Annotated in this window: 25 protein-coding genes and 1 other RNA gene; 14 read left to right on the top strand and 12 right to left on the bottom strand. The window is 62.9% G+C overall.

The window, feature by feature from the left end:
- Positions 1–11 precede the first annotated feature (11 nt).
- Together lspA and ispH are read left to right on the top strand one after the other, a co-directional pair.
- Positions 12–506: a signal peptidase II gene (lspA, locus tag ACFOW7_RS01420; protein ID WP_378160231.1), complete on the top strand. Its 495-nt coding sequence runs from the start codon at positions 12–14 to the stop codon at positions 504–506.
- On the top strand, positions 503–1,444 hold the full coding sequence (gene ispH, locus ACFOW7_RS01415; RefSeq protein ID WP_378160229.1) for a 4-hydroxy-3-methylbut-2-enyl diphosphate reductase: 942 nt from the start codon (positions 503–505) through the stop codon (positions 1,442–1,444). The genes lspA and ispH overlap by 4 nt, the downstream gene beginning before the upstream one ends.
- A gap of 354 nt (positions 1,445–1,798) precedes the next feature.
- Here ispH and ACFOW7_RS01410 read toward each other — a convergent pair whose 3' ends face one another.
- From ACFOW7_RS01410 to ACFOW7_RS01380, 7 genes are all read right to left on the bottom strand, one after another.
- Positions 1,799–1,999 carry a YqaE/Pmp3 family membrane protein gene (locus ACFOW7_RS01410; RefSeq protein WP_378160227.1) on the bottom strand — a complete coding sequence of 67 codons (201 nt, stop codon included), beginning with the start codon at positions 1,997–1,999 and terminating at the stop codon, positions 1,799–1,801.
- Between the two features lie 22 nt (positions 2,000–2,021).
- Positions 2,022–3,089, bottom strand: a complete 1,068-nt coding sequence (gene modC / locus ACFOW7_RS01405) for a molybdenum ABC transporter ATP-binding protein (protein ID WP_378160224.1) — start codon at positions 3,087–3,089, stop codon at positions 2,022–2,024.
- On the bottom strand, positions 3,079–3,762 hold the full coding sequence (modB, locus tag ACFOW7_RS01400) for a molybdate ABC transporter permease subunit (protein WP_378160221.1): 684 nt from the start codon (positions 3,760–3,762) through the stop codon (positions 3,079–3,081). The genes modC and modB overlap by 11 nt, the downstream gene beginning before the upstream one ends.
- Complete coding sequence (modA, locus tag ACFOW7_RS01395; protein WP_378160219.1) at positions 3,759–4,502, bottom strand: molybdate ABC transporter substrate-binding protein; 744 nt, start codon at positions 4,500–4,502, stop codon at positions 3,759–3,761. The genes modB and modA overlap by 4 nt, the downstream gene beginning before the upstream one ends.
- A 67-nt stretch (positions 4,503–4,569) precedes the next feature.
- Complete coding sequence (locus ACFOW7_RS01390) at positions 4,570–5,379, bottom strand: substrate-binding periplasmic protein (RefSeq protein WP_378160217.1); 810 nt, start codon at positions 5,377–5,379, stop codon at positions 4,570–4,572.
- A 58-nt stretch (positions 5,380–5,437) separates the two neighbouring features.
- Positions 5,438–5,995 carry a transcription elongation factor GreB gene (gene greB, locus ACFOW7_RS01385; protein WP_378160215.1) on the bottom strand — a complete coding sequence of 186 codons (558 nt, stop codon included), beginning with the start codon at positions 5,993–5,995 and terminating at the stop codon, positions 5,438–5,440.
- Positions 5,996–6,026: 31 nt separating this feature from the next.
- Complete coding sequence (locus tag ACFOW7_RS01380; RefSeq protein WP_378160213.1) at positions 6,027–7,769, bottom strand: M61 family metallopeptidase; 1,743 nt, start codon at positions 7,767–7,769, stop codon at positions 6,027–6,029.
- A 380-nt stretch (positions 7,770–8,149) separates the two neighbouring features.
- Between ACFOW7_RS01380 and ACFOW7_RS01375 the strand changes: the two genes are divergently transcribed.
- The 3 genes from ACFOW7_RS01375 to ACFOW7_RS01365 are packed head-to-tail and all read left to right on the top strand — an operon-like array spanning position 8,150 to position 9,915.
- Positions 8,150–9,019, top strand: coding sequence for a hypothetical protein (locus ACFOW7_RS01375; RefSeq protein ID WP_378160211.1), 870 nt, complete (start codon positions 8,150–8,152; stop codon positions 9,017–9,019).
- Complete coding sequence (locus ACFOW7_RS01370; RefSeq protein WP_378160209.1) at positions 9,016–9,204, top strand: hypothetical protein; 189 nt, start codon at positions 9,016–9,018, stop codon at positions 9,202–9,204. Before ACFOW7_RS01375 ends, ACFOW7_RS01370 begins: the two co-directional genes overlap by 4 nt.
- A 21-nt stretch (positions 9,205–9,225) precedes the next feature.
- The gene (locus ACFOW7_RS01365) at positions 9,226–9,915 is read left to right on the top strand and encodes an autoinducer binding domain-containing protein (RefSeq protein WP_378160207.1); all 690 of its coding nucleotides are present in this window, start codon (positions 9,226–9,228) and stop codon (positions 9,913–9,915) included.
- Positions 9,916–10,309: 394 nt separating this feature from the next.
- On the opposite strand, the gene ACFOW7_RS01360 is transcribed toward ACFOW7_RS01365, so the two are convergent.
- The gene (locus ACFOW7_RS01360) at positions 10,310–11,824 is read right to left on the bottom strand and encodes a hypothetical protein (RefSeq protein WP_378160205.1); all 1,515 of its coding nucleotides are present in this window, start codon (positions 11,822–11,824) and stop codon (positions 10,310–10,312) included.
- Between the two features lie 845 nt (positions 11,825–12,669).
- Here ACFOW7_RS01360 and ACFOW7_RS01355 point away from each other — a divergent pair.
- The 4 genes from ACFOW7_RS01355 to ssrA all read left to right on the top strand — a co-directional run bounded on the left by ACFOW7_RS01355 (position 12,670) and on the right by ssrA (position 15,772).
- Positions 12,670–13,995, top strand: coding sequence for a TRZ/ATZ family hydrolase (locus tag ACFOW7_RS01355; protein WP_378160203.1), 1,326 nt, complete (start codon positions 12,670–12,672; stop codon positions 13,993–13,995).
- A 5-nt stretch (positions 13,996–14,000) separates the two neighbouring features.
- On the top strand, positions 14,001–14,714 hold the full coding sequence (ubiG, locus tag ACFOW7_RS01350; protein WP_378160201.1) for a bifunctional 2-polyprenyl-6-hydroxyphenol methylase/3-demethylubiquinol 3-O-methyltransferase UbiG: 714 nt from the start codon (positions 14,001–14,003) through the stop codon (positions 14,712–14,714).
- 2 nt (positions 14,715–14,716) lie between these two features.
- A complete protein-coding gene (locus ACFOW7_RS01345) occupies positions 14,717–15,382 on the top strand; it encodes an HAD family hydrolase (RefSeq protein ID WP_378160199.1) in 666 nt (221 codons plus the stop codon).
- Positions 15,383–15,410: 28 nt separating this feature from the next.
- Positions 15,411–15,772, top strand: a transfer-messenger RNA (tmRNA) gene (gene ssrA, locus ACFOW7_RS01340).
- 306 nt (positions 15,773–16,078) lie between these two features.
- Here ssrA and ACFOW7_RS01335 read toward each other — a convergent pair.
- From ACFOW7_RS01335 to ACFOW7_RS01320, 4 genes are read right to left on the bottom strand one after another with little or no spacing between them, the layout of a single operon-like run.
- Positions 16,079–16,552: a hypothetical protein gene (locus tag ACFOW7_RS01335; RefSeq protein WP_378160197.1), complete on the bottom strand. Its 474-nt coding sequence runs from the start codon at positions 16,550–16,552 to the stop codon at positions 16,079–16,081.
- Positions 16,549–16,932 (bottom strand): site-specific recombinase resolvase, encoded by a 384-nt coding sequence (locus tag ACFOW7_RS01330; protein ID WP_287497611.1) that lies wholly within the window; start codon positions 16,930–16,932, stop codon positions 16,549–16,551. The genes ACFOW7_RS01335 and ACFOW7_RS01330 overlap by 4 nt, the downstream gene beginning before the upstream one ends.
- Positions 16,929–18,308: a recombinase family protein gene (locus tag ACFOW7_RS01325; protein ID WP_378160195.1), complete on the bottom strand. Its 1,380-nt coding sequence runs from the start codon at positions 18,306–18,308 to the stop codon at positions 16,929–16,931. Before ACFOW7_RS01325 ends, ACFOW7_RS01330 begins: the two co-directional genes overlap by 4 nt.
- A complete protein-coding gene (locus ACFOW7_RS01320; RefSeq protein WP_105761265.1) occupies positions 18,308–18,751 on the bottom strand; it encodes a DUF2924 domain-containing protein in 444 nt (147 codons plus the stop codon). Before ACFOW7_RS01320 ends, ACFOW7_RS01325 begins: the two co-directional genes overlap by 1 nt.
- Before the next feature lie 330 nt (positions 18,752–19,081).
- On the opposite strand from ACFOW7_RS01320, the gene ACFOW7_RS01315 reads away from it, so the two are divergent.
- The 5 genes from ACFOW7_RS01315 (at position 19,082) to ACFOW7_RS01295 (ending at position 23,914) form a co-directional block, all read left to right on the top strand.
- Positions 19,082–20,200: a helix-turn-helix domain-containing protein gene (locus ACFOW7_RS01315; protein ID WP_378160193.1), complete on the top strand. Its 1,119-nt coding sequence runs from the start codon at positions 19,082–19,084 to the stop codon at positions 20,198–20,200.
- Positions 20,201–20,212: 12 nt separating this feature from the next.
- Positions 20,213–20,755, top strand: coding sequence for a hypothetical protein (locus tag ACFOW7_RS01310; RefSeq protein ID WP_378160192.1), 543 nt, complete (start codon positions 20,213–20,215; stop codon positions 20,753–20,755).
- A 28-nt stretch (positions 20,756–20,783) separates the two neighbouring features.
- Positions 20,784–22,997, top strand: a complete 2,214-nt coding sequence (locus tag ACFOW7_RS01305; RefSeq protein ID WP_378160190.1) for a hypothetical protein — start codon at positions 20,784–20,786, stop codon at positions 22,995–22,997.
- 159 nt (positions 22,998–23,156) lie between these two features.
- A complete protein-coding gene (locus ACFOW7_RS01300; RefSeq protein ID WP_378160188.1) occupies positions 23,157–23,423 on the top strand; it encodes a helix-turn-helix transcriptional regulator in 267 nt (88 codons plus the stop codon).
- An 11-nt stretch (positions 23,424–23,434) separates the two neighbouring features.
- Positions 23,435–23,914 carry a hypothetical protein gene (locus ACFOW7_RS01295; RefSeq protein WP_287497603.1) on the top strand — a complete coding sequence of 160 codons (480 nt, stop codon included), beginning with the start codon at positions 23,435–23,437 and terminating at the stop codon, positions 23,912–23,914.

Below are 23,914 nucleotides of genomic sequence, written 5' to 3'. Positions count from 1 at the left end.
GGAGTCCGGCCATGTTGAGCGGGGCACGTCAATGGTTCGTGATCGCGGCACTGGTATTGCTGCTTGACCAGGCCAGCAAGATCGCGGTGGTGAATTCACTCCACTACGGCCAGGTGATTCCGCTGCTGCCGTTCTTCAATCTGGTGCTGGTCCACAACACCGGGGCGGCCTTCAGCTTTCTGGCCGATGCCGGCGGCTGGCAGCGTTATTTCTTCAGTGGACTGGGGATCGTGGTATCGATCGTGATTTCCCGCATGCTGCTGCGCCATTGGCAGGAGAAGCGCCTTTGCTGGTCGCTGGCGCTGATTCTCGGCGGGGCACTGGGCAATGTGATCGACCGCAGCCTGTATGGCTATGTGATCGATTTCCTCGATTTCTATCTGGGCGCCCATCATTGGCCAGCCTTCAATCTGGCCGATACGGCCATCGTGCTGGGTGCGGCGCTGATGGTGCTCGACAGCTTTATCAAACCGCCGGTCAAGGCCGGCGCGGAGACCCGACCATGAATAAGCAAATCATCCTGGCCAATCCGCGTGGTTTCTGTGCTGGCGTCGATCGGGCCATTTCGATCGTCGAGCGGGCGCTGGCACAGTTCGGCGCGCCGATCTATGTGCGCCACGAGGTGGTGCACAACAAGTTCGTGGTGGAAAACCTCAAGCAGAAAGGCGCCATCTTCATCGAGCAGCTCGACGAGGTGCCGGCCGGCGCCACGCTGATCTTCTCGGCCCATGGCGTGCCGCAGGCGGTGCGCCAGGAAGCCGAAGCGCGTGGCCTCAAGGTGTTCGATGCCACCTGCCCGCTGGTGACCAAGGTCCATGTCGAGGTGCGCAAGCTCCACGAGCAGGGCTTTGAAATCGTGATGATCGGCCACAAGGGCCATCCCGAGGTCGAAGGCACCATGGGCCAGAGCCAGGGCGGAATGTATCTGGTCGAGACCACTGACGATGTCGCCCAGCTCCAGGTCCACGACCCCGAGCGGCTCGCCTATGTGACCCAGACCACCTTGAGCGTCGATGACGCCGGCGTGATCGTGGCAGCCCTCAAGGCACGCTTTCCCACCATCGTCGGGCCGAAGAAGGACGATATCTGCTACGCTACCCAGAACCGCCAGGACGCCGTCAAAAAGTTGTCGCGCGAAACCGAAGTGATGGTGGTGGTGGGCTCGCGCAACAGCTCCAACTCCAACCGTCTGCGCGAAGTGGCCCAGAATCTGGGCATTCCGGCCTATCTGGTCGATAACGCCGACGAGCTCGAAGCGGCCTGGTTCGACGGCAAATCGCAGATCGGTGTCACCGCCGGCGCCTCGGCGCCCGAAGTGCTGGTGATCGAGGTGATCCAGCGCATCCAGTCCTATGGCGCCAAGTCGGTGCGCGAAATGGAAGGCACGCCCGAAGGCATCGTCTTCTCGCTGCCCAAGGGATTGGCCGCACCAACCACGGCCTGAAGCACCATCAAGACAACGGCCGCCGCACCCTCGACAGGTGCGGCGGCCGTTTTCTTTTAATGAAAATTTTTCTGCAAGTTGGCTGCCAGAGTAGTCGCGGATAAGAAAATGATAATAAAAATATCCGCCTACAGGCTTTCGCGTCCCTGCTCAATCGGTCCAGCTCGGGAACCAGAACATTTCCACTGAGATCGGAGTCGCAGCAAGTCTGGTTGAGCGCTGCACGCCTGCGCTTTGTGGACTCGACACGCTGACTCCGAATTGGCTGGAATTGCTCTAGCGAACGGATACCCGGGATCGGTTTGGGCGGGACCTGACGGATGGCGATGGGAAGGGGCCGTCCAGACCACGCCATCAGGACTTGTGCTGCGGCCCCAGCGCCTGTTCGATCTTCTTGTCGGTGTTGTATTGGCTCAGCGCGTACACCGCCCAGATGGCAGCGGGCAGCCAGCCCAGCAAGGTGAGCTGCAAGATCAGGCAGATAACGCCGATCAGCGGCCGGCCGATGGTGAAGAACAGCAGCCAGGGCAACAGCAGGGCGATCAACAGACGCATGGTTTTCTCCTTAAGCAAAGCGCTATACCAGCACGGCGACAGCCTTGATCTGCGCCCACAGCATCATCCCCTCGTGCAGGCCGAGCCGGGCGGCCGAGCGGGTGGAGACGCGGGCGAACAAGGTCTGTTCACCCAATGCCAACGTGGCCTGGACCTGACCCGGATCAGCCAAACCACGCAGGGTCTGGAGGCGCACCGGCACGATATTGAGAATACTGCTGTCCTGGTGGCAGGACAGGGTCAGACTGACCTCGCGTGCTGGAATGCGTAACCGTACCGTCTCCCCTGCCGTATGGCCAGAGGCGCCATAGGTATGGAATTGGGCCGGGCCGACCTGCACGCTGTAGAGCCCATCGGGGCCTCGGCCCTGGATGGTGCCTTCGAGCACGGCCGCCGCATCGTCTTCGAGCGCCAGCGGCAGATCGTCGCGTTGCAGCAGTTGCAGGGCCGGGCCGTCAGCGACCACCCGGCCTTCGCGCAGCAGCACCAGATAGTCGGCCAGACGCGCCACCTCATCGGCCGCGTGGCTGACCAGCAGAATCGGCATCCCGGCCTCATGACGCAAACGGGCCAGATAGGGCAGGATTTCCGCCCGGCGCTGGCCATCGAGTGCCGATAGTGGCTCATCGAGCAACAGCAGCCGGGGCGCCGTCACCAGGGCGCGGGCCAGCCCGACACGCTGGCGCTCGCCGCCCGACAGGCTCTGCACCCGGCGCAGCAGCAGCGGCCCCAGGTCGAGCCGGTCGATCCAGCGTTGCAGCAGCTCAGGATCGCCCCCGGCACGGCGCCAGCCAAAGCGCAGATTGCCTTCGACATCGAGATGCGGCAGCAAGGCGCTGTGCTGGAACACCATTCCCAGCGCACGCTGGTGGGTGGGCAACCGATAGCGGCCGTTCTGCCAGCATTCGCCATCCACCTCGATCATGCCCTCGGCGCGTTCCAAGCCGGCGATGGCGCGCAACAGGCTGGTCTTGCCGCAGCCCGAAGGCCCGAAGATCGCACTGACGCCGCTGCCGGGCAGGGTCAGATCGACCGACAGACTGAAGTCGCCACGCCGCAGCGCCAGGCGCAGACGCAGTTCATTGGCCAAGCCAGCCTCCCTTGCCACGACGACGGGCGGCATGCAAAGCCCACAGGCTCACGAAGGAAAAACCGAGCAGGCCGGCGGCAATCCGGTGGGCCTCACCATATTCCAGTGCCTCGACATGGTCGTAGAGCAGCACCGACAATACCCGGGTCTCACCAGCGATATTGCCGCCTATCATCAGCACCACGCCGAACTCACCCACCGTATGGGCAAAGCCCATCACACTGGCAGCGGCCAGGGCCGGCCTGGACAGCGGCAATACCACATGGAAGAAACGATCCCAGGGACCGGCACGCAGGGTCGCGGCGGCTTCGAGCGCTGCCTCGTCGAGCGCTTCGAAACCTGCCTGAAGTGGTTGCACCACAAAAGGCGCCGAATAGAGCAGCGAAGCGAACAGCAGACCGGCAAAGCTGAAAGGCAGCAAACCCAATCCCAAGGTCTCGGTCAGCCGCCCGAGCGGACCGTGCGGACCGAGCGCCAGCAACAGATAGAAACCAAGCACCGTCGGCGGCAATACCAGGGGCAGCGCCACGATGGCCGCCAGCGGCGCCCGCCAGCGGGAACGGGTGCGGGCCAGCCACCACGCCAAGGGCGTGCCAAGCAGCAACAGCAGCAGCGTGGTGGTGGCTGCCAACTTGAAAGTCAGCCAGAGCGCCGCGACAGTGGCTGGCGTCACGGCAGATCATAACCGGCAGCGGCGATCAGCCGCCGAGCCGGCTCCTGCACCAGATAATCGAGAAAACGCCGCGCTGCCGCCTTATCGCGTCCCGGCCGCAACAGCACCGCAGCCTGGCGCAGCGGTGTATGCCGCTCGGCCGGCACCAGCCAGAGCGAGCCGCTTCCCGCGCTCACCTGGGAGCGGGCGATAAAGCCTAGTTCGGCATTCCCACTGGCGATGAACTGCTGGGTCTGCGCCACGTTCTCGCCGACCACCAGCCGTGGCCGCAAGCCATCGAGCAGTCCCATGCCGGCCAGCACCGCCTCGGCCGCCGCGCCATACGGCGCCGTCTTGGGATTGGCCATCGCCAGCTTGTTGAAGGCGCCACGCTTGAGGACCTCGCCGGCCGGATCGACCAGACCGGGCTTGGCACTCCACAGCACCAGGCGCCCCACCGCGTAGACACGGGCCGAACCACTGACGGCATTGCCCTCGCGCAGCAGCCGCTCCGGCGTCTCGTCATCGGCCGACAGCAATAACTCGAACGGCGCGCCCTGCTTGATCTGGGCGTAGAGTTTGCCGGTCGAGCCACTGCTGAGTTCGACCTTGATGCCCTGTTCCGCTTCGAAACGCTGGGCCAGTTGCTGGGCAGTGGGATGGAAGTTGGCCGCGACAGCCACCCGGACGGTTTCTGCGGCGGTGGCGATACCCGACCACAGCAGACAGCACAGCAGCAGACTACGACGAGATAGGCGCATTGACGTTCTCTATCGAGTTGAGAGGCGCGATTTTAGGTGATCGATACTGGCCATGCCATGACGGCTGTCAATCGGCCCGTAGCGGCCCCGGCACGATGGCGGGCTGGACCGGCTTCCGGCGGCCACCTTTGGGCAGCAGGCCGTAATCGGTCAAGATCCGTTCGATGGCGCCCGAGCGCTTGAGCCGCTCAAGCGCGGCATCGAGACGGCGGCGCAAGGAGTCGGACTCGGGGTAGCGGCGCGATACGATCAGATGATTGCCGCGCAACTGATCGCCCAGGGGATTGGGCAAGGTGGCGATCAGATCAGCCTGCTCGGCATGGCGCTGATGGATGTAGTACCAGCCGCGCAACTCGTTCATCGGCAGAAAATCGAGCCGGCCGGCCAGCAGTTTGGCCACGGCCTGCTCATAGGTACTCGAATAGTCAACCGCCACCTCGGCCCTTAACAGTGGCTCGACATACCACTCACCCGGAACGGCGCCAACCCGATAGGGCTGTAGATCGATCAGCCGGCGAATTTCCAGACCCTGCGGAAAAGTGGATTTGCGGTAGAACAATACGCTCTGCGTCTCGGCCAGACTCGCGCTGTAATCGAAACGCTGCAAGCGCTCGGGAGTCTTGATATAGGGAAATGCCGCGAAAATCTGGCCTTTTTCGACCAGCGCTTCGCACAGCGGCCAACTGAGGAACTGGAACCGCGGCTCAAGCCCCGCTTCGCGAAAGGTTGCGCGCACGATTTCGACGAACGCACCGCCTGGTGGGGAACCTTGCACCACAAACGGCGCCCATTCACCGGTGGCCACCGGTACCTCGGTCAGCGCCGCCCCGACCGGCAAGGCCAGCGCCAGCAGCAGTCCCCACCATCCCTTACGCATATCTGGTCCCCGGACCGGTTGGTCCCGTCCACGACACCACTATAGTTGCGGCACCACCTTAATCCAGCGCCTGATAACGCACGGCCAGAATCTCGATCTCCTCGTCGCCGCGCGGCCCGCGCAGCACCACGGTATCGCCTTCGCGTGCCTTGAGCAGCGTGCGGGCCAGCGGGGAAATCCACGAGATATAGCCCTTGTCGGGGTCTAGCTCATCGACGCCGACGATACTGACGGTCTGTTCGCTGCCGTCCTCGCGGGCGATGGTGACGGTCGCGCTGAAAAACACCTGATCGGTCGGCTCGCGGGTTTCCGGATCGACCACTTCGGCGATTTCGAGCCGTTTGGTCAGAAAGCGGATGCGCCGGTCGATCTCGCGCAGCCGACGCTTGCCGTAGATATAGTCACCGTTCTCGGACCGGTCGCCGTTGCTGGCGGCCCAGTTGATCACCTGGGTCAGCGCCGGCCGCTCCTTGGTCACCAGTTGGTGCAGCTCGGTACGCATCCGCTCCCAGCCTTTGGGCGTCAGGTAGTTGCGGGTGCTTTTCGGTAATTGCAGATGCTCGGGCAGGACGTCGTCCTCGTCCTGGTCGGATTCGCGGGTAAACGCCTTGTTCATGGTCGCTGAAAGGAAAAGTGCGGAAGCGGCATTATCGCTCAGTGCCACCCGGCTGTGGCGGACGGGCGCCGAACCAGGCGTAACAGGAGTCGGGCGAGCGGGCCAGTGCTTCGCCATCGACCCGGTATTGCGCCATCTGCTCGGCCTCCTCGATCTGCGGCAGATAGCTCACTTCTTCGCTGCCGCCGTTGCGCAGTAGTTGCAGATGGACTTCCCACTCGGGGTCGGACACACCAAAGCTGCCATCGAGCAAGGGTTCGCCTTCGCGCACCCCGGCCCGGCCAGCGGGCCCGTCGGCGACCACGCCGGTCATCCGCTGATTGGCCTTGGTTGCTTCCAGGTCGAAACCCAGGCTATAGCGCACCCGGGGCACCCACTCGACCCGCACGCATGGCCCCAGCTCGTCGCCGCGCGGCAGGACCGGCTCGCCCAGCTCGATATGGCGGTTGATATCGGCACTGGGGTTGGCCACCCCGGCCCGGCGCAGGAAATTGGCCACCAGAATCGGACTAAGCTCGCGTCGGCCATCGCCACGGGTCGCCAGCAGGGCATGCATCACATCGTCGAGCGACTGCTGGCCCTTGCTGGCAGCCCGAATCTCGGCATTCCAGCGCTGCGCCAGCAGCTCGCCACGGCGGTAGGGCAAGCGCTGGACTGAATAGTCGGTGAAGAATTCGCGCTCCACCTGGTCGTTGTCGGCGTAAAGCGCGGCCGAGCCGTAATAGGTGCGCAGATTGCGGTTGACCTCAGCCACATAGGCTTCGAGATCGACCTTGCCCGCCCGCAGCAGCAACAGCCAGGTGTAGTAGTCGGTAAACCCTTCGGTGAACCAGTAGAAACGCAGCTCGCGCGCCGGTTTGACGCCGAGCCGGCCAGGCGTCCAGTTATGTTGGTGTTCATGGGCCAGCAGTTGCTGCACCTGGCGCCAGCCCTCGGCCTGTGCTGGGCTGAATTGGCGCGACAGCGCCACGGTAAAGGCATTGGTCAGGCCAAAGCCGATGGTGGTGCCGGGGCTGTCGAGCGGCAGCGCCGACACCAGATAGTGGGGAAAATCGTGATCGCGCCAGAAATCGCGTTCGACGGCGATGATATCGCTGACTTCGTCGGCAAAGGTCTCGTCGCTGAAGTCCCAGCGGTCACGCAGCGCCACGAAGACCGGCCGCCCGCCGACCTCGCGCCGCAGCAGCCGCACCGCCCCGCCCAGATAGACTGCATGAGCCAGTTCAGCCAGCCGGACCCGCACCCGCTGGCTGGCACTGCCGACGCCAAAGCTGTTGGCCACCGTCTCGCCGCCTATCCCTTGCCAGTCGAGGCTGACATCGATCGGATGGCTGCCGCTCCAGTCGGGCAGCACGAGACCGGCATGGCCGACGAAATGGAAATAGTCGGCCAGCAGCAGTGGCGAATAGAAATGCTGGGCATGCAAGGGCCCGCTATTGATCTGACGCAGGCTATAGCGCAGGGTGATAGGAGCATTAGGAGGGTGGCGCAGTACGCGCTCGTCGCTATGGCTGCTCGGCAGCAGCGCCGCCTCGGTGCCCACCACCTGCAAACGCTCGATGCCCCGGTCGAGGTCGTCTGCGCCGGCCCAGCGCTGCGGCACACTGATCACGGTACGGCCGTCGCTGTCGCCCTGAAAGCGCAATTCGACATCGATCCGCGACTGCTGGGGATGGAAACGGAAACGGTAACTCAGCTCGCGTGCCCCACCTGCTGCATGGGCCAGCCCCAGCGTCGCCACCGCCAGCATCATCAACGCCTGCAACCAAGCCATCCAGCCACCCTCCATGACCCCAGCGCAAGCGATGGGACGGATCGAACCAGCATAAAGCGTAAAAATTACCGTCTCCGCGCCGGGCGACGATTTATCTGGGGCAGATTTTCTTTTTATTTGAATATTGTTGATACGGCAGCACAGTCGTCCCACTGTCCAACCGCCTGGGGCGGCTGGGCATGGGACGTGTGCGAAGCATCTTACAATACAATCACTTATCCCTAATATTTCTATTTATTAGCAGGAAACGCAATCCTCCATTGCGAGGATAAATCGACGTCGCCAGCCTCAAGCGCAGCCGGGCCTGATAGGCCTATCAGCTAGACGTGAAAAAACGATATTTGCCACGATTCGGGCTCGATTCCACCTTCTCTCTCGCGATGGATACCCCTAGAACACTATCCCGCCTCGAAGTCGCCCTGGCCAGCGTCGAACCCGATTCGGATCAGTGGCCCGATATGCTGGTCAAGCTGCTCGACTGTAGCCCGGGAACGGCCCAGGGTCTGCTGAGCGATGGCGCTGACAGCGTCAATACCCTACAGCGGATCGCCGATGGTCTGGGCGTGCCGCTGGGCATGCTGATCGGTGCCGAGCGTATCCCGTTCACCGCGTTCTGCACCAAGGCTGCGATCATCCTGGAGAACGTGGCCTATCCGTGCTGGGTGGTGGCCGATCGCCACGCCATGCCGCCGATGCTGGGCGACAGCTTCGTGCTGCGCAATCTCGACGAAACCTGGATCGCTGCCCGGCTGCTCGACAAGGTGGATGGCCGCCCATTGCGTCTGCTCCATATCGAGCTGGTCGAGCCGACGCCCCTGCCACGCTCGCATATCAAGATCCTGGGCTATAGCCCCGATCCCACCATGGCAGCCGAGCTGCGCCAGGCGCTCCAGCAGCATGGCTATTCGGCCGAGATCCTCGGCGATATCGGTGCCGCCATCGATACCGGCCGGCGCAATCCGCCCGATGTGCTGCTGATCGACGATGGCCCGGCCAGCGCCAGTTCGCTGTCGATCGATGCCCCGATCCGCCATGCGATCGGGCGGCCGGTACGGGTGGTGTCGATGAGTGCGCTGATGCCGGTGCGGCCACAGCATGTGCTGGAAAGGGTGGCTTATTCGATGGGCTATTATGGCTGCCCGCGCACGGTAGCGGCCGCGCTGCTGACGCTGGCCCAGATCGTTTCGATCGCGAACGCTGCGCCCGGGCAGACCACCCCGGGCGATTCACATTTGGAGGTAATCCCATGACGCAAGCCGACTTGACAACAAACAGTCCGCGCGAACTGACTGCTGAACAACTCGATAACGTGGCAGGTGGCCTTTGTTCAGCGAACAAGGTGGTGACGGGTCAGCCGGTCGTTCCTCCGCCAGTCCCGAAAAAGGCCCATTGCGGTATCGAGGATTTGGCACCCGGGCCGGTGCCGGGCACATAAGCATCGCGTGTGGGGGGAACTATGTACACGCTTTTGACTTCGTTATGCGAAGTGAAAGACATTCCGGAGCTGAAACAAGCACTGCTGCGAATCGGCGCCGCCCTCGGTTTCGAACGGGCTGGGGTGTTCTATAGCCGACCAAGCCAGGGCGGCCGCGCCGAGACCCATATTCATAACTATCCATCCGACTGGCTGGCCAATCTGCCCGAGGACGCCGCCAACGATCCGGTGCTGGCCCGCATCCATGCCTGCCCCCTGCCCTTTGCCTGGGACCACCGGATCTATGAACAGGCCAATATGAGCGGCTTTTACGAAGCCGCCCGCTTTCATGGTTTCCATTCGGGCATCGATATGGCGCACTGGTATCCGGACGGCCGCCGTATCGCGCTGTCGTTTTGCAGCGACCGTGCCCTGAACCCGACCGAACTGCCCAATCAGGTCGCCCGGCTTGGCCTTGCCTCCGACCTGATCAGCGCCACCCTGACTGCCCTGCTCGACGAGCGGCTCGATGTCGAACGCCAACTGACCTCCCAGCAGCGTGCCGCCCTGGGCTATACCCTCGACGGCCACCACTCGGGCGAAGTCGCCGATCTGCTGGGGCTGTCCGATGTGGCCGTCGACCGGATCACCAGTGCAGCCGCCCATGCCCTGGGCGTCGGTAACGCGCGCCAGGCGGCGATGCTGGCAGCCAGGCTCGGACTCGTGCATTAAGGACACACCACAGCAAGCCCTCACACCAGGCTATTCGCTCTCAAGCCCAGCCGATCAGGCTGGGCTTTTTATTGCCCGACCGGGGACTGAGGGCGCTCGCTTGCTGTCCGGGTCAGCGCCGGACCGGCTGTGCTGGCAAAGCAGGATTTCGCTTGGTCCATCGGGTGAAGCTGGACGCTGTGACGGCGCATAGGGACATGCCTTCCTTGCTTATACAATGGAAGCGTAAAATATTTATTTCTTTTTATTACCCCTCACTTAACTTGCATTTATTTTGCAATATTTTTTATTTTAACCTCCACCCACAGTCCAAATCGCAAAAGAAAACGGCGGGTGCCGAGGGCACCCGCCGTTCGCCTGCCCTGGGAGTGCCACACTCCCGGGGGGATCCTGCTTACTGGCTGGACCAGCGGAACAGTTGTTCCACCACATTGGTCACCGGCTGCGAGTAACGCGAGCTCGACTGGGCGGCCTGCTTATAACCAGCCGGCAGCGCCTGACCGGCAGTCCAGGTCAGCGACGGGTTGTAGTAGGACAGCGCGCGGGCATTCGGTGCCGGCGTCCAGACGAAGTCCGGATGACGGTTGCCGTACCACTCGCCACCGATGATCTTGCCGCTGGCGTCCAGTTCCAGATCGTAGGTGTAGGTGGTCTGGGTCACGTAGTCGCGGTTCGGGCTGTCTTCGGTCGCGTGGCTGGGCGAGGTCTCCAGCAGGTAGCTCAGTTGCATGCGCACGCCGACGATGTTCTGGGTAGCGGCGTTGCGGTACTTGCTGAACTTGTCCTTGGTGTAGGCAGCCTTGGCGATCAGGGCTTCCTTGGCGGTATTGAAGGTCTGACCGGTTTCCGGGTTGAAGTAGACGTAGCTGTAGCCCAGCACCGGCTGGTTCCACACTTCGTAGTCGTAGGTGGCATCGAACACGAAGCTACGCTTGCTCACGCCGATCTGGTTGATCACGGTCTGGTGCCAGCTGCCCGGGTTGTTGTCGAAGCAGTTCTGGTCGGTGATGCGGCCGTTGGTGTCCTTGGCCGGATCCTTCACATTGCAGCGGCCGCCGACGAAGCGGACGGACGGCGAAGCGTTGGCCCACAGCAGGGTGCCCAGTGCCTTGATGTCGGACGGGTAGAAGGTGATCTTGTGGCCGTTGACGCCGGTCACTTCGATCGACTTCTTCGGACGCGGCAGCACATAGGCAGCCGGCGCCCAGCCGTGGCACAGACCCATCCAGGCTTCGACGCTGCCGTTGCGGTCGAAGTAGCCCTTGCCCGAATTCCACATTTGCAGGGTCAGGCCGTAGCTGTCGTCACCGACCAGCAGGTCGTACTTTTCCGACGGCGACAGCAGGTTGATCTGGTTGGCGTCGATGTAGTTCTTCACCGGCAGGGTCTGGTTGGCAAAGGTCCAGTAGTCCTTCCAGTTGGCAGTCGGGTAATTCCACTGGCGCGAATCGGCGTAACGGTTGCCAAGCGAACCGTTGTACAGCGGCCAGTAGGTGTCGGACCAGGGTTGCTCGCTCAGCTTGGCGCTGGTGAGCTTCTGCTCGTCCATGGTGTGGATGTTGGAGATCAACTGGTTGCCGTTGTCGACCAGACGGGCCGGGTTGTCGTTACCGGTCTGGATTGCCGAACGGGCGCCGACACGGCCCTGGCCGTTGCCGAGCATCCAGTTGCGCAGGGCGTTCTTTTGTTCGATGTATTGCTTGCTCTTGATCGCTTCAGCCGAGAACAGGGCAACTGCTGCCTGGTTGGTCTTGGCGGGCTGCTGATCCATCACAGCAGCGGGGGAGCGGTGGAACTGCTCCAGGAATTCGCGCACCTTGGCCTGGTCCAGATCGGAAGCCGGGGCAGCGTAGGCAGCGCCGAGCGAGGCGACGCAAAGGGCGATCAGCGTGGGACGATAAGTTTTCATCGGTTCTAGAACCTCCTGAGTGCTGCCTTGCTTGCGGACTCCGGCGTCTTCTCCCGCGCATCGCGGACCGGAGAACGAGCAATTGATCGGCAGCTTGATTGGTATAAATTCGATGCCCAACTCGCCGGAGCGAATCGTCGGGAGAAGATAAAATCAAAAATAAAGCCTAATCCACTCAAGGCATATAGCCAATAAAGCGAATTAAGAAAATAATGTGCCTATATACCCCAGCAACAATGCGCCCCGGCTGCTTCAGCGGGGTCAAACAGGGCCAATCAGGCCGGCATGGCGGGGTAGTGAAGGTGGAACTGGCCGGATTACAAAATGCGGCGCTGCGTCAGCAAGGACGGGATGGGAGCCGGCGGATCATCGCCAGCAGGCATGCAACGAAGGCCGCGCGGAGCGACCGGGGGGAGAGACAGCATGATTCCTCGTCCTGAACGTGTCCTGTTTTCCTGCTGCGAACAGCGGCGGACATCGACAAACTATTTTTGGGATTGCAATGTGCTTACGGGGCGGCACGATACGGGATTCCCCTTAAGATGGCAATAATACCGAAAGCTGTCCACTAGCCGACCAGCCAGAAAAACATTTGTCCGATTTTGTCATAAAACATCGTTTTCATAATTAACATCCCATTTTACCTTGCATCTTATTTTCATTATTTTTTATAAAATCTTTGAATTTTTTACAAACCCTCTCGGCACGATGATTGTTGCTCCGCAGCATTCGCTCGCCTTCACTGCGTTCTCCATCACTTGTTCGCCAGAAAAAAGCCCAGCCTAAAGCACCGCCAGGCGGCAGCGCCGGGGTAAAATCGCTCCTTTGCCTGACAAGAGACGCCTATGTCCGTGAGTTTTTGCCTGCATCCGCGCTGGCTGGTCCCAGTCGCCCCGGCCGGCGTGCTCGAACAGCATGCCCTGGTGGTGGAAAACGGCCGTATCGCCGCCGTTTTACCCAGCGCTGACGCGCGTCTCCGCTATGCCCACCTGTCTCACCGTGACCTGCCCGAGCATGTGCTGCTGCCGGGCCTGGTCAATCTGCACGGCCACTCGGCCATGACCCTCTTGCGTGGTCTGGCTGACGATCTGGCCTTGATGGACTGGCTGAACCACCATATCTGGCCGGCCGAGAAACGCCATGTCAGCGATGAGTTCGTCTACGACGGCAGCCTGCTGGCCATGGCAGAAATGCTGCGCTGCGGCACCACCACCATCAACGATATGTACTTCCACCACGAAGCCGTGGCCCGTGCCGGCCTGACGGCGCAGATGCGCACCGTGGTGGGCTGCTCGATTCTCGAATTCCCCACGCCTTACGCGGCCGACGCCGACGCCTATATCGAACGGGCCCTGGCGGCTCATGCGCGTTTCCAAGGCGAGCAACTGGTGCGCTTCACCCTGGCGCCGCATGCGCCCTATACCGTGTCCGATGCCACCTTCAGGCGGGTGGTGCAGTTGGCAGGACAGCTTGATTGCGCCATCCACTGCCATATCCATGAAACCCGCGAGGAAGTCGAAGGCAGCCTCAGGGAACACGGTGTGCGGCCGCTGGCTCGCCTGGCCAGTCTGGGCCTGCTCGACATGCCCTTGATCGCCGCGCATTGCGTCCATCTCGACGACGCCGAAATCGCGCTGCTGGCGCGCCATCGTGTCGGCGTTGCCCATAATCCGTCCTCCAACCTCAAGCTCGCTTCCGGTCTCGCCCGTATCCACGATCTGCGCCAGGCAGGCGTGGCCGTGGGTATCGGTACCGACGGTGCCGCCAGTAACAACAAACTCGATATGCTGGCCGAAACCCGGCTGGCGGCCTTGCTGCCCAAGGTGCAGGCGGCCGACCCGCGTGCGATTCCCGCCACGGAAGCATTGCGCATGGCAACGCTGGGCGGCGCCGAGGCGCTGGGGATGGCGGCCGAGATCGGCAGTCTGGAAGTCGGCAAACGCGCCGATTTGTTGGCGGTTGATCTATCCGACCTGGCCACCCAGCCTTGCTACGACCCGATCTCCCATCTGGTCTACGCAGCCGGGCGCGAACAGGTCAGCGATGTATGGGTGGATGGCCGCCAGGTGCTCGAACAGGGCCGCCATACCACGCTCGATCCGCAACAACTCAAGGCCAAGGCCGGCTGGTGGCGCGACCGCGTGCTGGCCGACCGCCACACCGGAGCCTGATCAGCATGACCCAGCAACCCGAACTCAATGTCGATCCCGCCGAACTGGCCAAGTTTGGCGAACTGGCCCACAAATGGTGGGACCGCGAAAGCGAATTCAAGCCGCTGCACGATATCAATCCGCTGCGACTCGGCTTTATCGACGGCCATGCCGACCTGACCGGCCGGCGGGTGGTCGATGTCGGCTGCGGTGGTGGCATTCTCAGCGAGTCGATGGCCGCGATCGGTGCCCAGGTGACCGGGATCGACCTGGCCGAGAAATCGCTCAAGGTGGCCAAGCTCCATCTGTACGAATCGGGCCATAAGGTCGATTACCGCTGCATCGCGGTCGAAGCGCTGGCCGCCGAGCATCCGGGCGGTTTCGAAGTCGTGACCTGCATGGAAATGCTGGAGCATGTGCCCGAACCCGCGAGTGTGGTGGCTGCCTGCGCAACATTGGTCAAGCCTGGGGGCTGGGTGTTCTTTTCCACGATCAACCGTAATCCCAAAGCCTATGTACAGGCGGTATTGGGAGCCGAGTACCTGCTTGGCCTGCTGCCGCGCGGCACCCATGACTATGCTCGCTTTATCAAACCGTCTGAGCTGGCGCGGATGGCGCGCACTGCCGGGCTGGAACTGGTGGAGCTCAAAGGCATGGGCTATTCGGTATTGGGCCAGCGCTATTTCCTTAACGACGACGCCAGCGTCAATTATCTGGCGGCCTATCGCAAACCGGACTGACCATGTCGCCGCACGCTATTTTGTTCGATCTCGACGGCACCCTGGCCGATACGGCCCTCGATCTGGGCGCCGCGCTTAACCATCTGCTGGCAGAAGAAGGACGACAGCCGGTCGAGCACTCGCTGATCCGCCCGATCGCCAGCCATGGCGCCCGGGGCTTGATTCGGCTGGGTTTTGGCATCGAGCGCGAAGCGCCTGATTTCGAAACACTGCGCCAGCGTTTTCTCGATCACTACGAAGACCATTTCTGTGCCAGTACCTGCCTGTTCGATGGGGTCAACGATCTGTTGGCCCAGTTGACGGCACGCGGTATCGCCTGGGGCATCATCACCAACAAGCCGATGCGCTTTACCGATCGGCTGGTTCCGACCTTGGGGCTGGCGGTCGATCCGGGCGTGGTGGTATCAGGCGATACCGTTGGCTTCGCCAAGCCTGACCCTCGACCGATGCGCTATGCCTGCGAAGCCCTGGGGGTTGACCCGGCCACTTGCTGGTATGTCGGCGACGCCGAACGCGACATCGCCGCCGGCCGAGCCGTCGGGATGACCACGGTGCTGGCGGCCTACGGCTATATCGACGCCAGCGAACAACCCGACACCTGGGGCGCCGATCTGCGCATCGAGAAGCCGCTCGAACTGCTCGACCTGCTGCCCAAAGCCAGGGTATAATCGTCGTTAACTTATCGCTTTACCCAGCGGGGACGACATGGCTTCGACGGGGGTTGCAAAGCGGCTAAGGGCATGCCGGGATCTCAGACTCCCGTAAAACGCTGAATTTAAATAGTCGCCAACGACGAAACTTACGCTCTGGCTGCTTAATCCAGCCGGACGCTGCGCTAATCTGCTCATGGGTTAGGCGGGTCAAACCGCAGCAGCGTCTCTTTACATGAGATCGCGCTCAATCGGGTTACTTGGTTGAGTGTTAAACTTAGGTGACTCGCCGTTGTTCAGCCTGCCAGTCGGCGGTGCAACGGTTAAAACTAAATAGACCTGGCTACGCATGTAGAACTTACCGTAGAGGGCTTCCGGACGCGGGTTCAATTCCCGCCGTCTCCACCATTTACCCAAGGCCAACCCTTATCGGTTGGCCTTTTTTCTTGCGCGTTCCCCGCGTGTTGGCGCGTGTTCACGGCGTGATCTTGCGGACGCAGCCTTTGAGCTCGGACCGCCTTCGCCCCTCACGGCCTCTCTGTTCTCTGTTTTTCGCTCAGTGTCCGTGGAGGACTCCGGGGACCTGTACGTGCTCCATCAAGGACTTAGCGGCGCCGGTTGCAGTCGGCAACTGCCCGGCGGCGGTGACCGAGAGAGATCGTCAGGCCGCAAAAAGGCCGCCCGAAGGCGGCGGCGATGTGATGACAGGGCCCGTCAGGGCATCGAGGCCAGCACCCGGATCTGCTCGGCCCAGCCATAGGGCCACGGGCGACCCAGCAGTCGCTCGACGGGGAGCTCGGGGGTGGCGGCGAGGCGCTCCACTAACTCGGGGGCCAGCAGGGTCAGCCGCATAAGGCGATGGACCTGCGAGACGTCCATCCCCTCGGCTATGGCGATCTCGGCCGCCGAGGCAACCCGTCCCTCGGTGAGCAGCCGCTGCCAGTGGTGCGCCAGCCCAAGCGCTCGCAGGAGTGCGGTGTCCGGGATCTCGGTGCGCACGGGAGCGGCCCAGGTCGAGTGCGCCTCGACGGCCGTCCGGACCCCAGGGGGTGGGATCACCGCGCGCCGGGTGCCACTCTGGACGAGCCGCCAGGGCAGAAAGGTTTCCAGCTTCACGCCGCCGGCCGGCGCCGGGAGTTTCTGGGTGATTAGCGCCCCCTCGAAGCGTCCGCGGTGCTTGGTGCTCACGCGGCCTCCTCGAAGCGTCGCACGATCTCGCGCTGCGCCGCCCAGTCCACCGGCAGCGGATTGCGCTGGAACCAGATCAGGCTCATCCGGCGCGGCTGTCGCCCGGCCATCAGCAGCTCAACGATGTCGGGCGCGAGCAGCGTCAGGCGCAGCAGTTCGTTGACCACCGAGTGGTGCAGCCCTTCGGCACGCGCAATGGCCGAGCCGCTCGGCATGGCGCCGCTGTCCAACAACCGCTGCCAGTGGAAGGCCCTTGCCATCCCTTCGATGAGCGTGCTGTCGTGCGTGTCCCGGTCCTCGGCCTTGTGCTGAACCAGCCGGCGCACGCCGCGCCGCCGCAGGGTCAGCGGCACAAAGGTTTCGCGAACTCCGTCTATCATGCTTCGACCTCCAGCAACTCGGCGCCGATGCTCCTGGGCGCGAACTCGCCAATCAAAGCGTCCCAGCCCAGTTCGCGCCACTTCACCTTGATCCCCTGCATCTCGTCGGTGTGGACGAGGTCGATGCGCTCGATCATGAGGTTGGCAATGCGGTGCCGCTCGACCGGGAAGAGCTGATCCCACACGTCGTTCAGCCGCCCCATCGCCATCACGACGGCGGCTTCGTCCATGGGCGCGCCCTGGCGCTGGACCTGGCGCACGACGGCGGCGACGGATTCGGGGCTGGTGAGCACGGTCCGGATCTGGGCCACGACCGCCGCTTCGATCTCGCCGGCGGGCAGGCGCTCGTAGCTCTTGCCGGGTGCGCCGAACCGGCTCTCAGACTTGGAGACGTAGTACTGGTACTTGCGGCCGTTCTTGCGCGAGTACGTGGGGTACATGCGTTCGCCCGTCGGCGCGTACAGCAGCCCCCGCAGCAGCGCGTCGTTGCGCGAGCGGATCTTGGTGTCCACCGACCGCGCGTGGCTGTCGCGGGCCAGCACCGCATGCACCTGATCCCACAGCTGGCGTTCGATGATCGGTTCGTGCTGCGCCGGGTACCACTGGCCGCGATTTGACAGTTCTCCGAGATAGATGCGGTTGCGCAGCACCTTGTGGATGTACTTCTTGTCGATGCGCGTGCCGGTACGCACGCGGCCGTCCTGGGTCGTCCATGCCTTGGTCGTGACGCCCTCGGCAGTCAACCGGGCGGCGATCTGCGTGGGTGATCCGATGGTCAGCATCTCTTCGAACATCCGCCGCACCACCGCCGCCTCGGCTGGGTTGACCACCAGTTGGCGGTTGACCACGTCGTAGCCGATGGTGGGCACGCCGCCCATCCACATTCCCTTCTTCTTGGCGGCGGCGATCTTGTCGCGGATACGCTCGCCGGTGACCTCGCGCTCGAACTGGGCGAAGGACAGCAGGATATTCAGCGTCAGCCGCCCCATCGAGGTGGTGGTGTTGAACTGCTGCGTGACCGACACGAAGGACACGCCCTGGCGCTCGAACACCTCGACCATCTTGGAGAAGTCGGCCAGGCTGCGCGTGAGGCGGTCGATCTTGTAGACCACCACAATGTCGACCAACCCGCGCTCGATGTCGGCCAGCAGACGCTTGAGGGCCGGCCGCTCGGTGTTGCCGCCGGAGTAGCCGGGGTCGTCGTAGTCGTCGACGACCGGAATCCACCCCTCGGCGCGTTGGCTGGCGATGAAGGCATGGCCCGCCTCCTTCTGCGCGTCGATGGAGTTGAACTCCTGGTCGAGTCGTTCATCCGACGACACCCGGCAGTAGACCGCGCAGCGTTTGCGCGGCTTCGAGGATGCGATCTCCGCCATCAGACACCTCCCTTCAGGCCGAAGAACAGCGGGCCGCTCCAATGCTGGCCGGTGATGTGCCGCGCCACGGCGGTCAGGCTCTTGAAGCGGCGGCCTTCGTATTCGAAGTGACCGTCGGCGTCGACCGTCACCCGATGCTCGCGCTCGCCCCATTCGCGCAGCAGCACAGTGCCTGGCGCGAAGTCGAACTTGCGCGGGCGCGCGCGCAGTTTGATCTTGGAGTGCTTGACGCCGATGGCCTCAAGGCGCTGGCGCGTTTCGGGTGCGAGTCCGCCGAAGGCTTCTTCCTGCAGCTTGTAGGCGATGCGGGACTCGACGTGCGTGCGATTCGGATGTTCGGGCCGGCGCTCGAAGTACCGGTCCCACAGGACCCACAGCTCGGCCATCGGGAGATGACCCAGGTCGGCGATCCGCGCCGCAATGGACGCTGACTTCTCGTTCATGACAACTTCTCCGTTGGATAGGGGGTTGCATGAACGCGCTGGTCGGGCAAGAAGCCAAGGTCAACCGGACTCTCTGTTGGAGGCTCGGCGGGGGTGCCGCGGACGATGGCTGCCGCAAGGATGCAAGTGATCTCAGCAGCACGGGCGGCGGGCTGCATCTCCGCGGGAGATGTAAGTTCGAGGTTCTTCATGACGGATCTAGGGAGTCGAAACCGTCAGTGATGGTCCGCGAGGCCGTCCGAAACGGATGGCAACGCATAGCAACGCGTCTTTATCTTGCGAATCTTGTTTCGCAAGAATAAAATGCGGTTCTTTCCTCAGAGGACTGCCATGCTCGACCGTCTTTCCCCTCGCTTGGTGGGCTATCGCGTGAAAGCTGCACGCGAGGGCAAGGGCTGGACGCAAGAACAGTTGACTGCCGCGATGGGCATCAACGATCGGCAGACGCTGTCGGACATCGAGAAGGGCAAGCGGCTGGTGAAGCCAGATGAGTTGGTCCTGCTGTCCGACGTGCTCGACCGCGACGTCGAGTTCTTTCTGGACCCGTTCGCTGTCACCGGCGAGGCTCAGTTCAACTGGCGCGCAGCTCCCGAGATCGACGAGGCGAGCCTGGACGCGTTCGAGCTAAAGGCGGGCCAGTGGATCGGGCTCCTGCGATGGCTGAGGGCGTCAGAGAACCAGCAAGGCCCGCTCAAGCACAGCCTGCGGCTCACCGCGCAGTCCTCGTTCGAGGATGCCCAGGCGCGGGCCGAAAGCCTCGTACAGGCGCTGGAGTTGGGTGATGTGCCCGCCGAGCGCCTGATCGAGCGCGTGGAGCGCGGTCTCGACATTCCGGTGCTGTTCGTGGATACCGTCCAAACCGAGGAAGGCGAGTCGATTTCAGGCGCGACCTGCCACTTGCAGGATCTGGGCGTCATCCTTATCAACCGTAACGAGCCTGAATCGCGGCGCTTCTACGACCTCGCGCATGAGCTGTTCCATGCGCTGACTTGGGACGCGATGCAGCCCGACCACCGGGAATCGAACTCGGTTGAGGACCGCTCCCGGGGCAAGCGCATCGAGCAACTGGCCAACAACTTCGCGGCTGCGCTGCTCATGCCGACGGCATCGCTGGACCGTCTGATTGACCGGCGCCGCATCGACGACGCAGCCCACCTAGCGGAGATTGCAGCCCAACTTCGCGTGGCGCCAGCAGCGCTGGCGTGGCGGCTGTTCAACCTGCGATGGATCACGGAGCCGACGCGCCAGGCGCTCCTGTCTGAGCGGCAGCGGCTCTCGCGATCTGCAACTCCGAAGCGTTTCTCGCCTGTGTTCGTTGCGATGCTGCATCGGGCGATCGACCATGGGAGGCTGTCGGCGCGTAAGGCAGCTAAGGCGATGGGCATGAGCCTCACGCAGCTGGTCGACCTGTTTGCTGAGCACTCCTTGGCTGCGCCCTATGAGCTTTGAGGTGCGCCCGGAATGCAGCAGGTCGTCGCTCCTCACGCCCGGGTCCGCGTTTTCGTCGACACCAATGTCATCCTCGAAGCCTTCCGCGTTGGGTGCTGGTCATCACTGGCAACGACCTTTTCGATTGAAACCGTCGAGAAGTGCGTCGAGGAGGCCCTGACAGGGGACCCGACTGATCCGCGCCACGTAGCTGTCGATCGCGACGTTCTGGTCGCAGGTTTGTCGGCGCGCCACCCGGTCGACAAACGCACCATCGCCCGGTTCGGGCTTGCCCATCCGGCCAGCGCTGGACTCGACGCCGGGGAGCTTCACTTGCTGGCCTGGCTCCATGACCAAGGATTGATGGGGACAGTCAAGCTGCTGCTATCGACGGCGGACAAGGCGGCGATCGTCGCCGCCGGTCGTCTCGACTGGCTCGATCTGGTGACGTCTCTGGAGCAATTGGCCCAGCAAGCCGGCGTCGGCCGAGTTCAGATCGACCAAATGGCTCGCCACTACCGCCAGCGGTGGCTCGATGAGATCAAGGTGAAGGTCCGTCTCGGGATCATCCCCTGACAGGAAGGTTGAACAACAAGAACGAACAATGACCCAGGCGAAAAAGAACACTGCCTCGTTCCATCGGTTTGTTGAAACCGCATCCCTTGGTGCCATTCGGACGCTTTGCGACAGCGTCAGCGACCTGGCAGGTCAGCCGTGGGTTACGTCCGCGCTCGCGCAACTGACGCCTGAGGCCGATGCCCAGACGTGTGCCCAGGCTCGACGGGCGCTGGCCGACGGCTGCCGACATCTGACCACGGAATCCCTGTCGAGGCTTGAAGGCGATGCGCGACGGGTTATCGCATTGGCCGAAGGCAAAGGCCCCGCGGCAATCAAAGTCGTCGAGCGCGACATCTACAAATTCGATGATCCGGAAGGCGGACTACGTGCCGGCTTTGATGCACAGACCGACGACCTTGGGAGATCGGTGTTCCTGCTGATTCGGGTGCCCCAGCTGTTCGAGGAGGCCGAGCGATTCCACTTCGCCGAGCACTATCGGAACTTCGGTCGCCTCTATGAAGCCTTCGAGGTCGACTGCGACCAACTGGCGCAATTCGAGTGGAACGAAGCCGCCAAGGCCGCGTTCGAGACCAAGATCAAGGAGCAGCTGCAGATCTCCGGTCCTTGCCTCATTCAGCACTTCGAGGTCTCCCAGTCTGATGACGGTGCGGGTTCGCCTTCACTACACATGTTCTTGATCCGGCATGCCGGAATGACCAGCAGCGTCCAGGACACCTTGCCCGATCTCTCTCTACAGCCCATCCACTACAAGCCTCCGGTCGAAGCAACACTGCTATTCGAACCTGCCCAGAAACGGATCGAGGTATTCGCCGAGCAGGCAGCCGAGCGTCCGCTGATCGCCGCTGCGTTCGCGGAAGTCGCGACGGGATCAGATCTGTCAGGTAGGCCGATGTCGCTTCGCCAGTACAACCTGGAGCGCTTCTATCGGTCGCTTCATCTGTCGCAAGCAGAGGTGGAACATCTTGGTGTGTTGGACGTTCGAGTGGTCGAGGCCGAAGCGCGGCCGCAGAACCTCAAGCGCCGTGTGGTGGTAAAGGTCGACAAGGACGACGACATCGATACCGCAGCGCGCGCCATGCTCGGCGACAACAACATCTTCAGCCGGGCAACGCTGATCAGCCGGGTCGTGATCAACCTGCGGTTCGAACGTAACGGTAAGGAGGTGAACCTGCCGATCACGCTGAGCGCGCCTAATCGTTGCAACCTAGCAAGCCGTCAGGACCCGCGCGACCGCGAGTTGGGCTATGCGGTTCTTGAGGCCTACGGCATCGTCAGATCGGTCGCGCCACTCGATGCCGCGAGCGAGGCCGGGCAGTTCAGCGCGATGCTGCGGTTGTATGAGTCGGATTGTGCGGAAGTGTCCCGCGCTGAACTGCACAACTGGGGCGCGGACGTTTCCGTGCTGCGGTCGGCGGGCTTCCTGGTTCCGAAGGCGCGGGCATCATTTGTGACCCGAGTTCGCGACGATGGGACGGTACTCCAGGCGCCAGTGCGTTCGATTGAAGGGCGGCTGGTCTTTGACGACCCGCAGACCGGACTCCTGGTTGCGGTTGATCCCAGCGAGCTGGAGCGATTCGAGGTCAAGCGGGACTGGCTCACCGAGCGTGTCATCAAGGGGTTGCGCAGTGCGATGCGCATGGGGCGCACGCCGCGGTCAACCGGTCCCGTCGTGAAGCTCGGTACGCTGGTCGACGGAAACGACGATGTTCCGGTGCACCTGGCTCGCTGCCTTGACCGAATGGATGTCATTGCCTCTGTAGACAGCAGTCTGCGCGGCGACGGTCAGTCGGGCTGGGGTGTGGTTCTGACAGCCACGGGGGTTTGTCCTGAGTTCCTCGGGGCGAACGTCATCGCGCAGCTGGCTGATGTCCTGACAGCGGACGAAGCTGGAATCACCGTCGACCAGACACGGCTGATGCAGATCCTGCGCGATGGTCGCCAGCGAGCCTTCGCAGCGGCCGTTCCTGATCTGCGCATCACCTGCGATATCGCGGGCAAGGAAACGGCCACGCTCATCATCCCTGGCAAGCTGCCGTTCTCTCTCGTCGGGGGCAAACAAGTTCTGGTGGTCGAGCGCTTGATGCAAGCGCATCGCGCAGGTAATCCGGTTGTGACCGGTGGCGCGCTGTTCGAAGGCATGAGCAGCAAGTCTCCTGCCCAGCTCTTTACTGGCGATACCTGGAAGCAGTACATCGGGCATCCACCCGACAAGTCCCGGGGTTGGATGCTGCTGCTCTGATCTCTACATCTGGAGGAGTCAACGCCGTGCGGGCTGCCCTTGGGCAGCCCGTTCTGCTTCTGGCGTCCACCTACATTCGACCTACAAAACATCAGCGGACGACCTACAGACCGATTCGAAGAATGAGACGTGCCCTTTCACTACACAGGAGCACATCTCGTGAATACCCGAGTCCCTTCTGTTCAGACGCGCAGCCAATCTGCACGCTGGACGCAATCTGCAGGCGAAGTCCGCCTCGCCCTCAACGAGCATGAGCTGGCGGCCCGCTGGGGCCTGTCGGTTAAGACCCTACGCCGCTGGCGTCAAGAGCAGCTCGGCCCAGTCTTCTGCAAGCTGGGCGCCCGCGTCACCTACCTGATCTCCGAAGTCGAAGCTTTCGAACGGCGCGTCTCGCGCTACTCGACCTTTGCTCGGGCGTACCAGTGAGGGAGACGGCCATGAGTGACCTGACCGTATTCCCCGCCGACATTGCCGCGATGTCGGTCGGCCAATTGGCAGCGCTTCCGCCTGACCAGAAGGCCGAGATCTCCCGCAACCTCGACGAAGCCCTTGATTGGCTCAAGAAGGCGCGCGCCAAGTTCGACGTGGCGCTGGATGCGGCCTATGGCGAACAGGTCCGCGCCGCGCGCTTCGAGGCCGGCAAGGACTTCGGCGTCATCCATCTCCAGGACGGCCCGCTGCGCGTCACGGTCGACACCCCGAAGCGCGTGTCCTGGGACCAGGCGCAGCTCGCTGCCACCGCTCGGCGCATCGCCGAGGCCGGCGAGAAGGTCGAGGACTACCTGGACGTCGAGTTCAGCGTCTCCGAGTCGCGCTTCAACAACTGGCCCGCGGCTCTGCGCTCGCAATTCGAGGCCGCGCGCACGGTCAAGCCTGGCAAACCCACGTTTCGGCTGACCTTGACCTCGGAGGACTGA

This window comes from Chitinimonas lacunae, assembly GCF_042650885.1.
Classification (GTDB): domain Bacteria; phylum Pseudomonadota; class Gammaproteobacteria; order Burkholderiales; family Chitinimonadaceae; genus Chitinimonas_A; species Chitinimonas_A lacunae.
This window is presented reverse-complemented; position numbering and strand designations above follow the sequence as displayed.

Excerpts from the sequence above, each read along its gene's own strand:
- ispH (WP_378160229.1), top strand. The coding sequence starts at position 503 with ATGAATAAGCAAATCATCCTGGCCAATCCGCGTGGTTTCTGTGCTGGC.
- ACFOW7_RS01410 (WP_378160227.1), bottom strand. The coding sequence starts at position 1,999 with ATGCGTCTGTTGATCGCCCTGCTGTTGCCCTGGCTGCTGTTCTTCACC.
- ACFOW7_RS01375 (WP_378160211.1), top strand. The coding sequence starts at position 8,150 with ATGGATACCCCTAGAACACTATCCCGCCTCGAAGTCGCCCTGGCCAGC.
- ACFOW7_RS01380 (WP_378160213.1), bottom strand. The coding sequence starts at position 7,769 with ATGGCTTGGTTGCAGGCGTTGATGATGCTGGCGGTGGCGACGCTGGGG.
- ACFOW7_RS01295 (WP_287497603.1), top strand. The coding sequence starts at position 23,435 with ATGAGTGACCTGACCGTATTCCCCGCCGACATTGCCGCGATGTCGGTC.
- ACFOW7_RS01310 (WP_378160192.1), top strand. The coding sequence starts at position 20,213 with ATGCAGCAGGTCGTCGCTCCTCACGCCCGGGTCCGCGTTTTCGTCGAC.
- ACFOW7_RS01325 (WP_378160195.1), bottom strand. The coding sequence starts at position 18,308 with ATGGCGGAGATCGCATCCTCGAAGCCGCGCAAACGCTGCGCGGTCTAC.
- greB (WP_378160215.1), bottom strand. The coding sequence starts at position 5,995 with ATGAACAAGGCGTTTACCCGCGAATCCGACCAGGACGAGGACGACGTC.
- ACFOW7_RS01315 (WP_378160193.1), top strand. The coding sequence starts at position 19,082 with ATGCTCGACCGTCTTTCCCCTCGCTTGGTGGGCTATCGCGTGAAAGCT.
- ACFOW7_RS01305 (WP_378160190.1), top strand. The coding sequence starts at position 20,784 with ATGACCCAGGCGAAAAAGAACACTGCCTCGTTCCATCGGTTTGTTGAA.
- ACFOW7_RS01390 (WP_378160217.1), bottom strand. The coding sequence starts at position 5,379 with ATGCGTAAGGGATGGTGGGGACTGCTGCTGGCGCTGGCCTTGCCGGTC.
- ACFOW7_RS01360 (WP_378160205.1), bottom strand. The coding sequence starts at position 11,824 with ATGAAAACTTATCGTCCCACGCTGATCGCCCTTTGCGTCGCCTCGCTC.
- ACFOW7_RS01330 (WP_287497611.1), bottom strand. The coding sequence starts at position 16,932 with ATGATAGACGGAGTTCGCGAAACCTTTGTGCCGCTGACCCTGCGGCGG.
- ACFOW7_RS01370 (WP_378160209.1), top strand. The coding sequence starts at position 9,016 with ATGACGCAAGCCGACTTGACAACAAACAGTCCGCGCGAACTGACTGCT.
- lspA (WP_378160231.1), top strand. The coding sequence starts at position 12 with ATGTTGAGCGGGGCACGTCAATGGTTCGTGATCGCGGCACTGGTATTG.
- ACFOW7_RS01355 (WP_378160203.1), top strand. The coding sequence starts at position 12,670 with ATGTCCGTGAGTTTTTGCCTGCATCCGCGCTGGCTGGTCCCAGTCGCC.
- ACFOW7_RS01365 (WP_378160207.1), top strand. The coding sequence starts at position 9,226 with ATGTACACGCTTTTGACTTCGTTATGCGAAGTGAAAGACATTCCGGAG.
- ACFOW7_RS01320 (WP_105761265.1), bottom strand. The coding sequence starts at position 18,751 with ATGAACGAGAAGTCAGCGTCCATTGCGGCGCGGATCGCCGACCTGGGT.
- ACFOW7_RS01345 (WP_378160199.1), top strand. The coding sequence starts at position 14,717 with ATGTCGCCGCACGCTATTTTGTTCGATCTCGACGGCACCCTGGCCGAT.
- ubiG (WP_378160201.1), top strand. The coding sequence starts at position 14,001 with ATGACCCAGCAACCCGAACTCAATGTCGATCCCGCCGAACTGGCCAAG.
- modA (WP_378160219.1), bottom strand. The coding sequence starts at position 4,502 with ATGCGCCTATCTCGTCGTAGTCTGCTGCTGTGCTGTCTGCTGTGGTCG.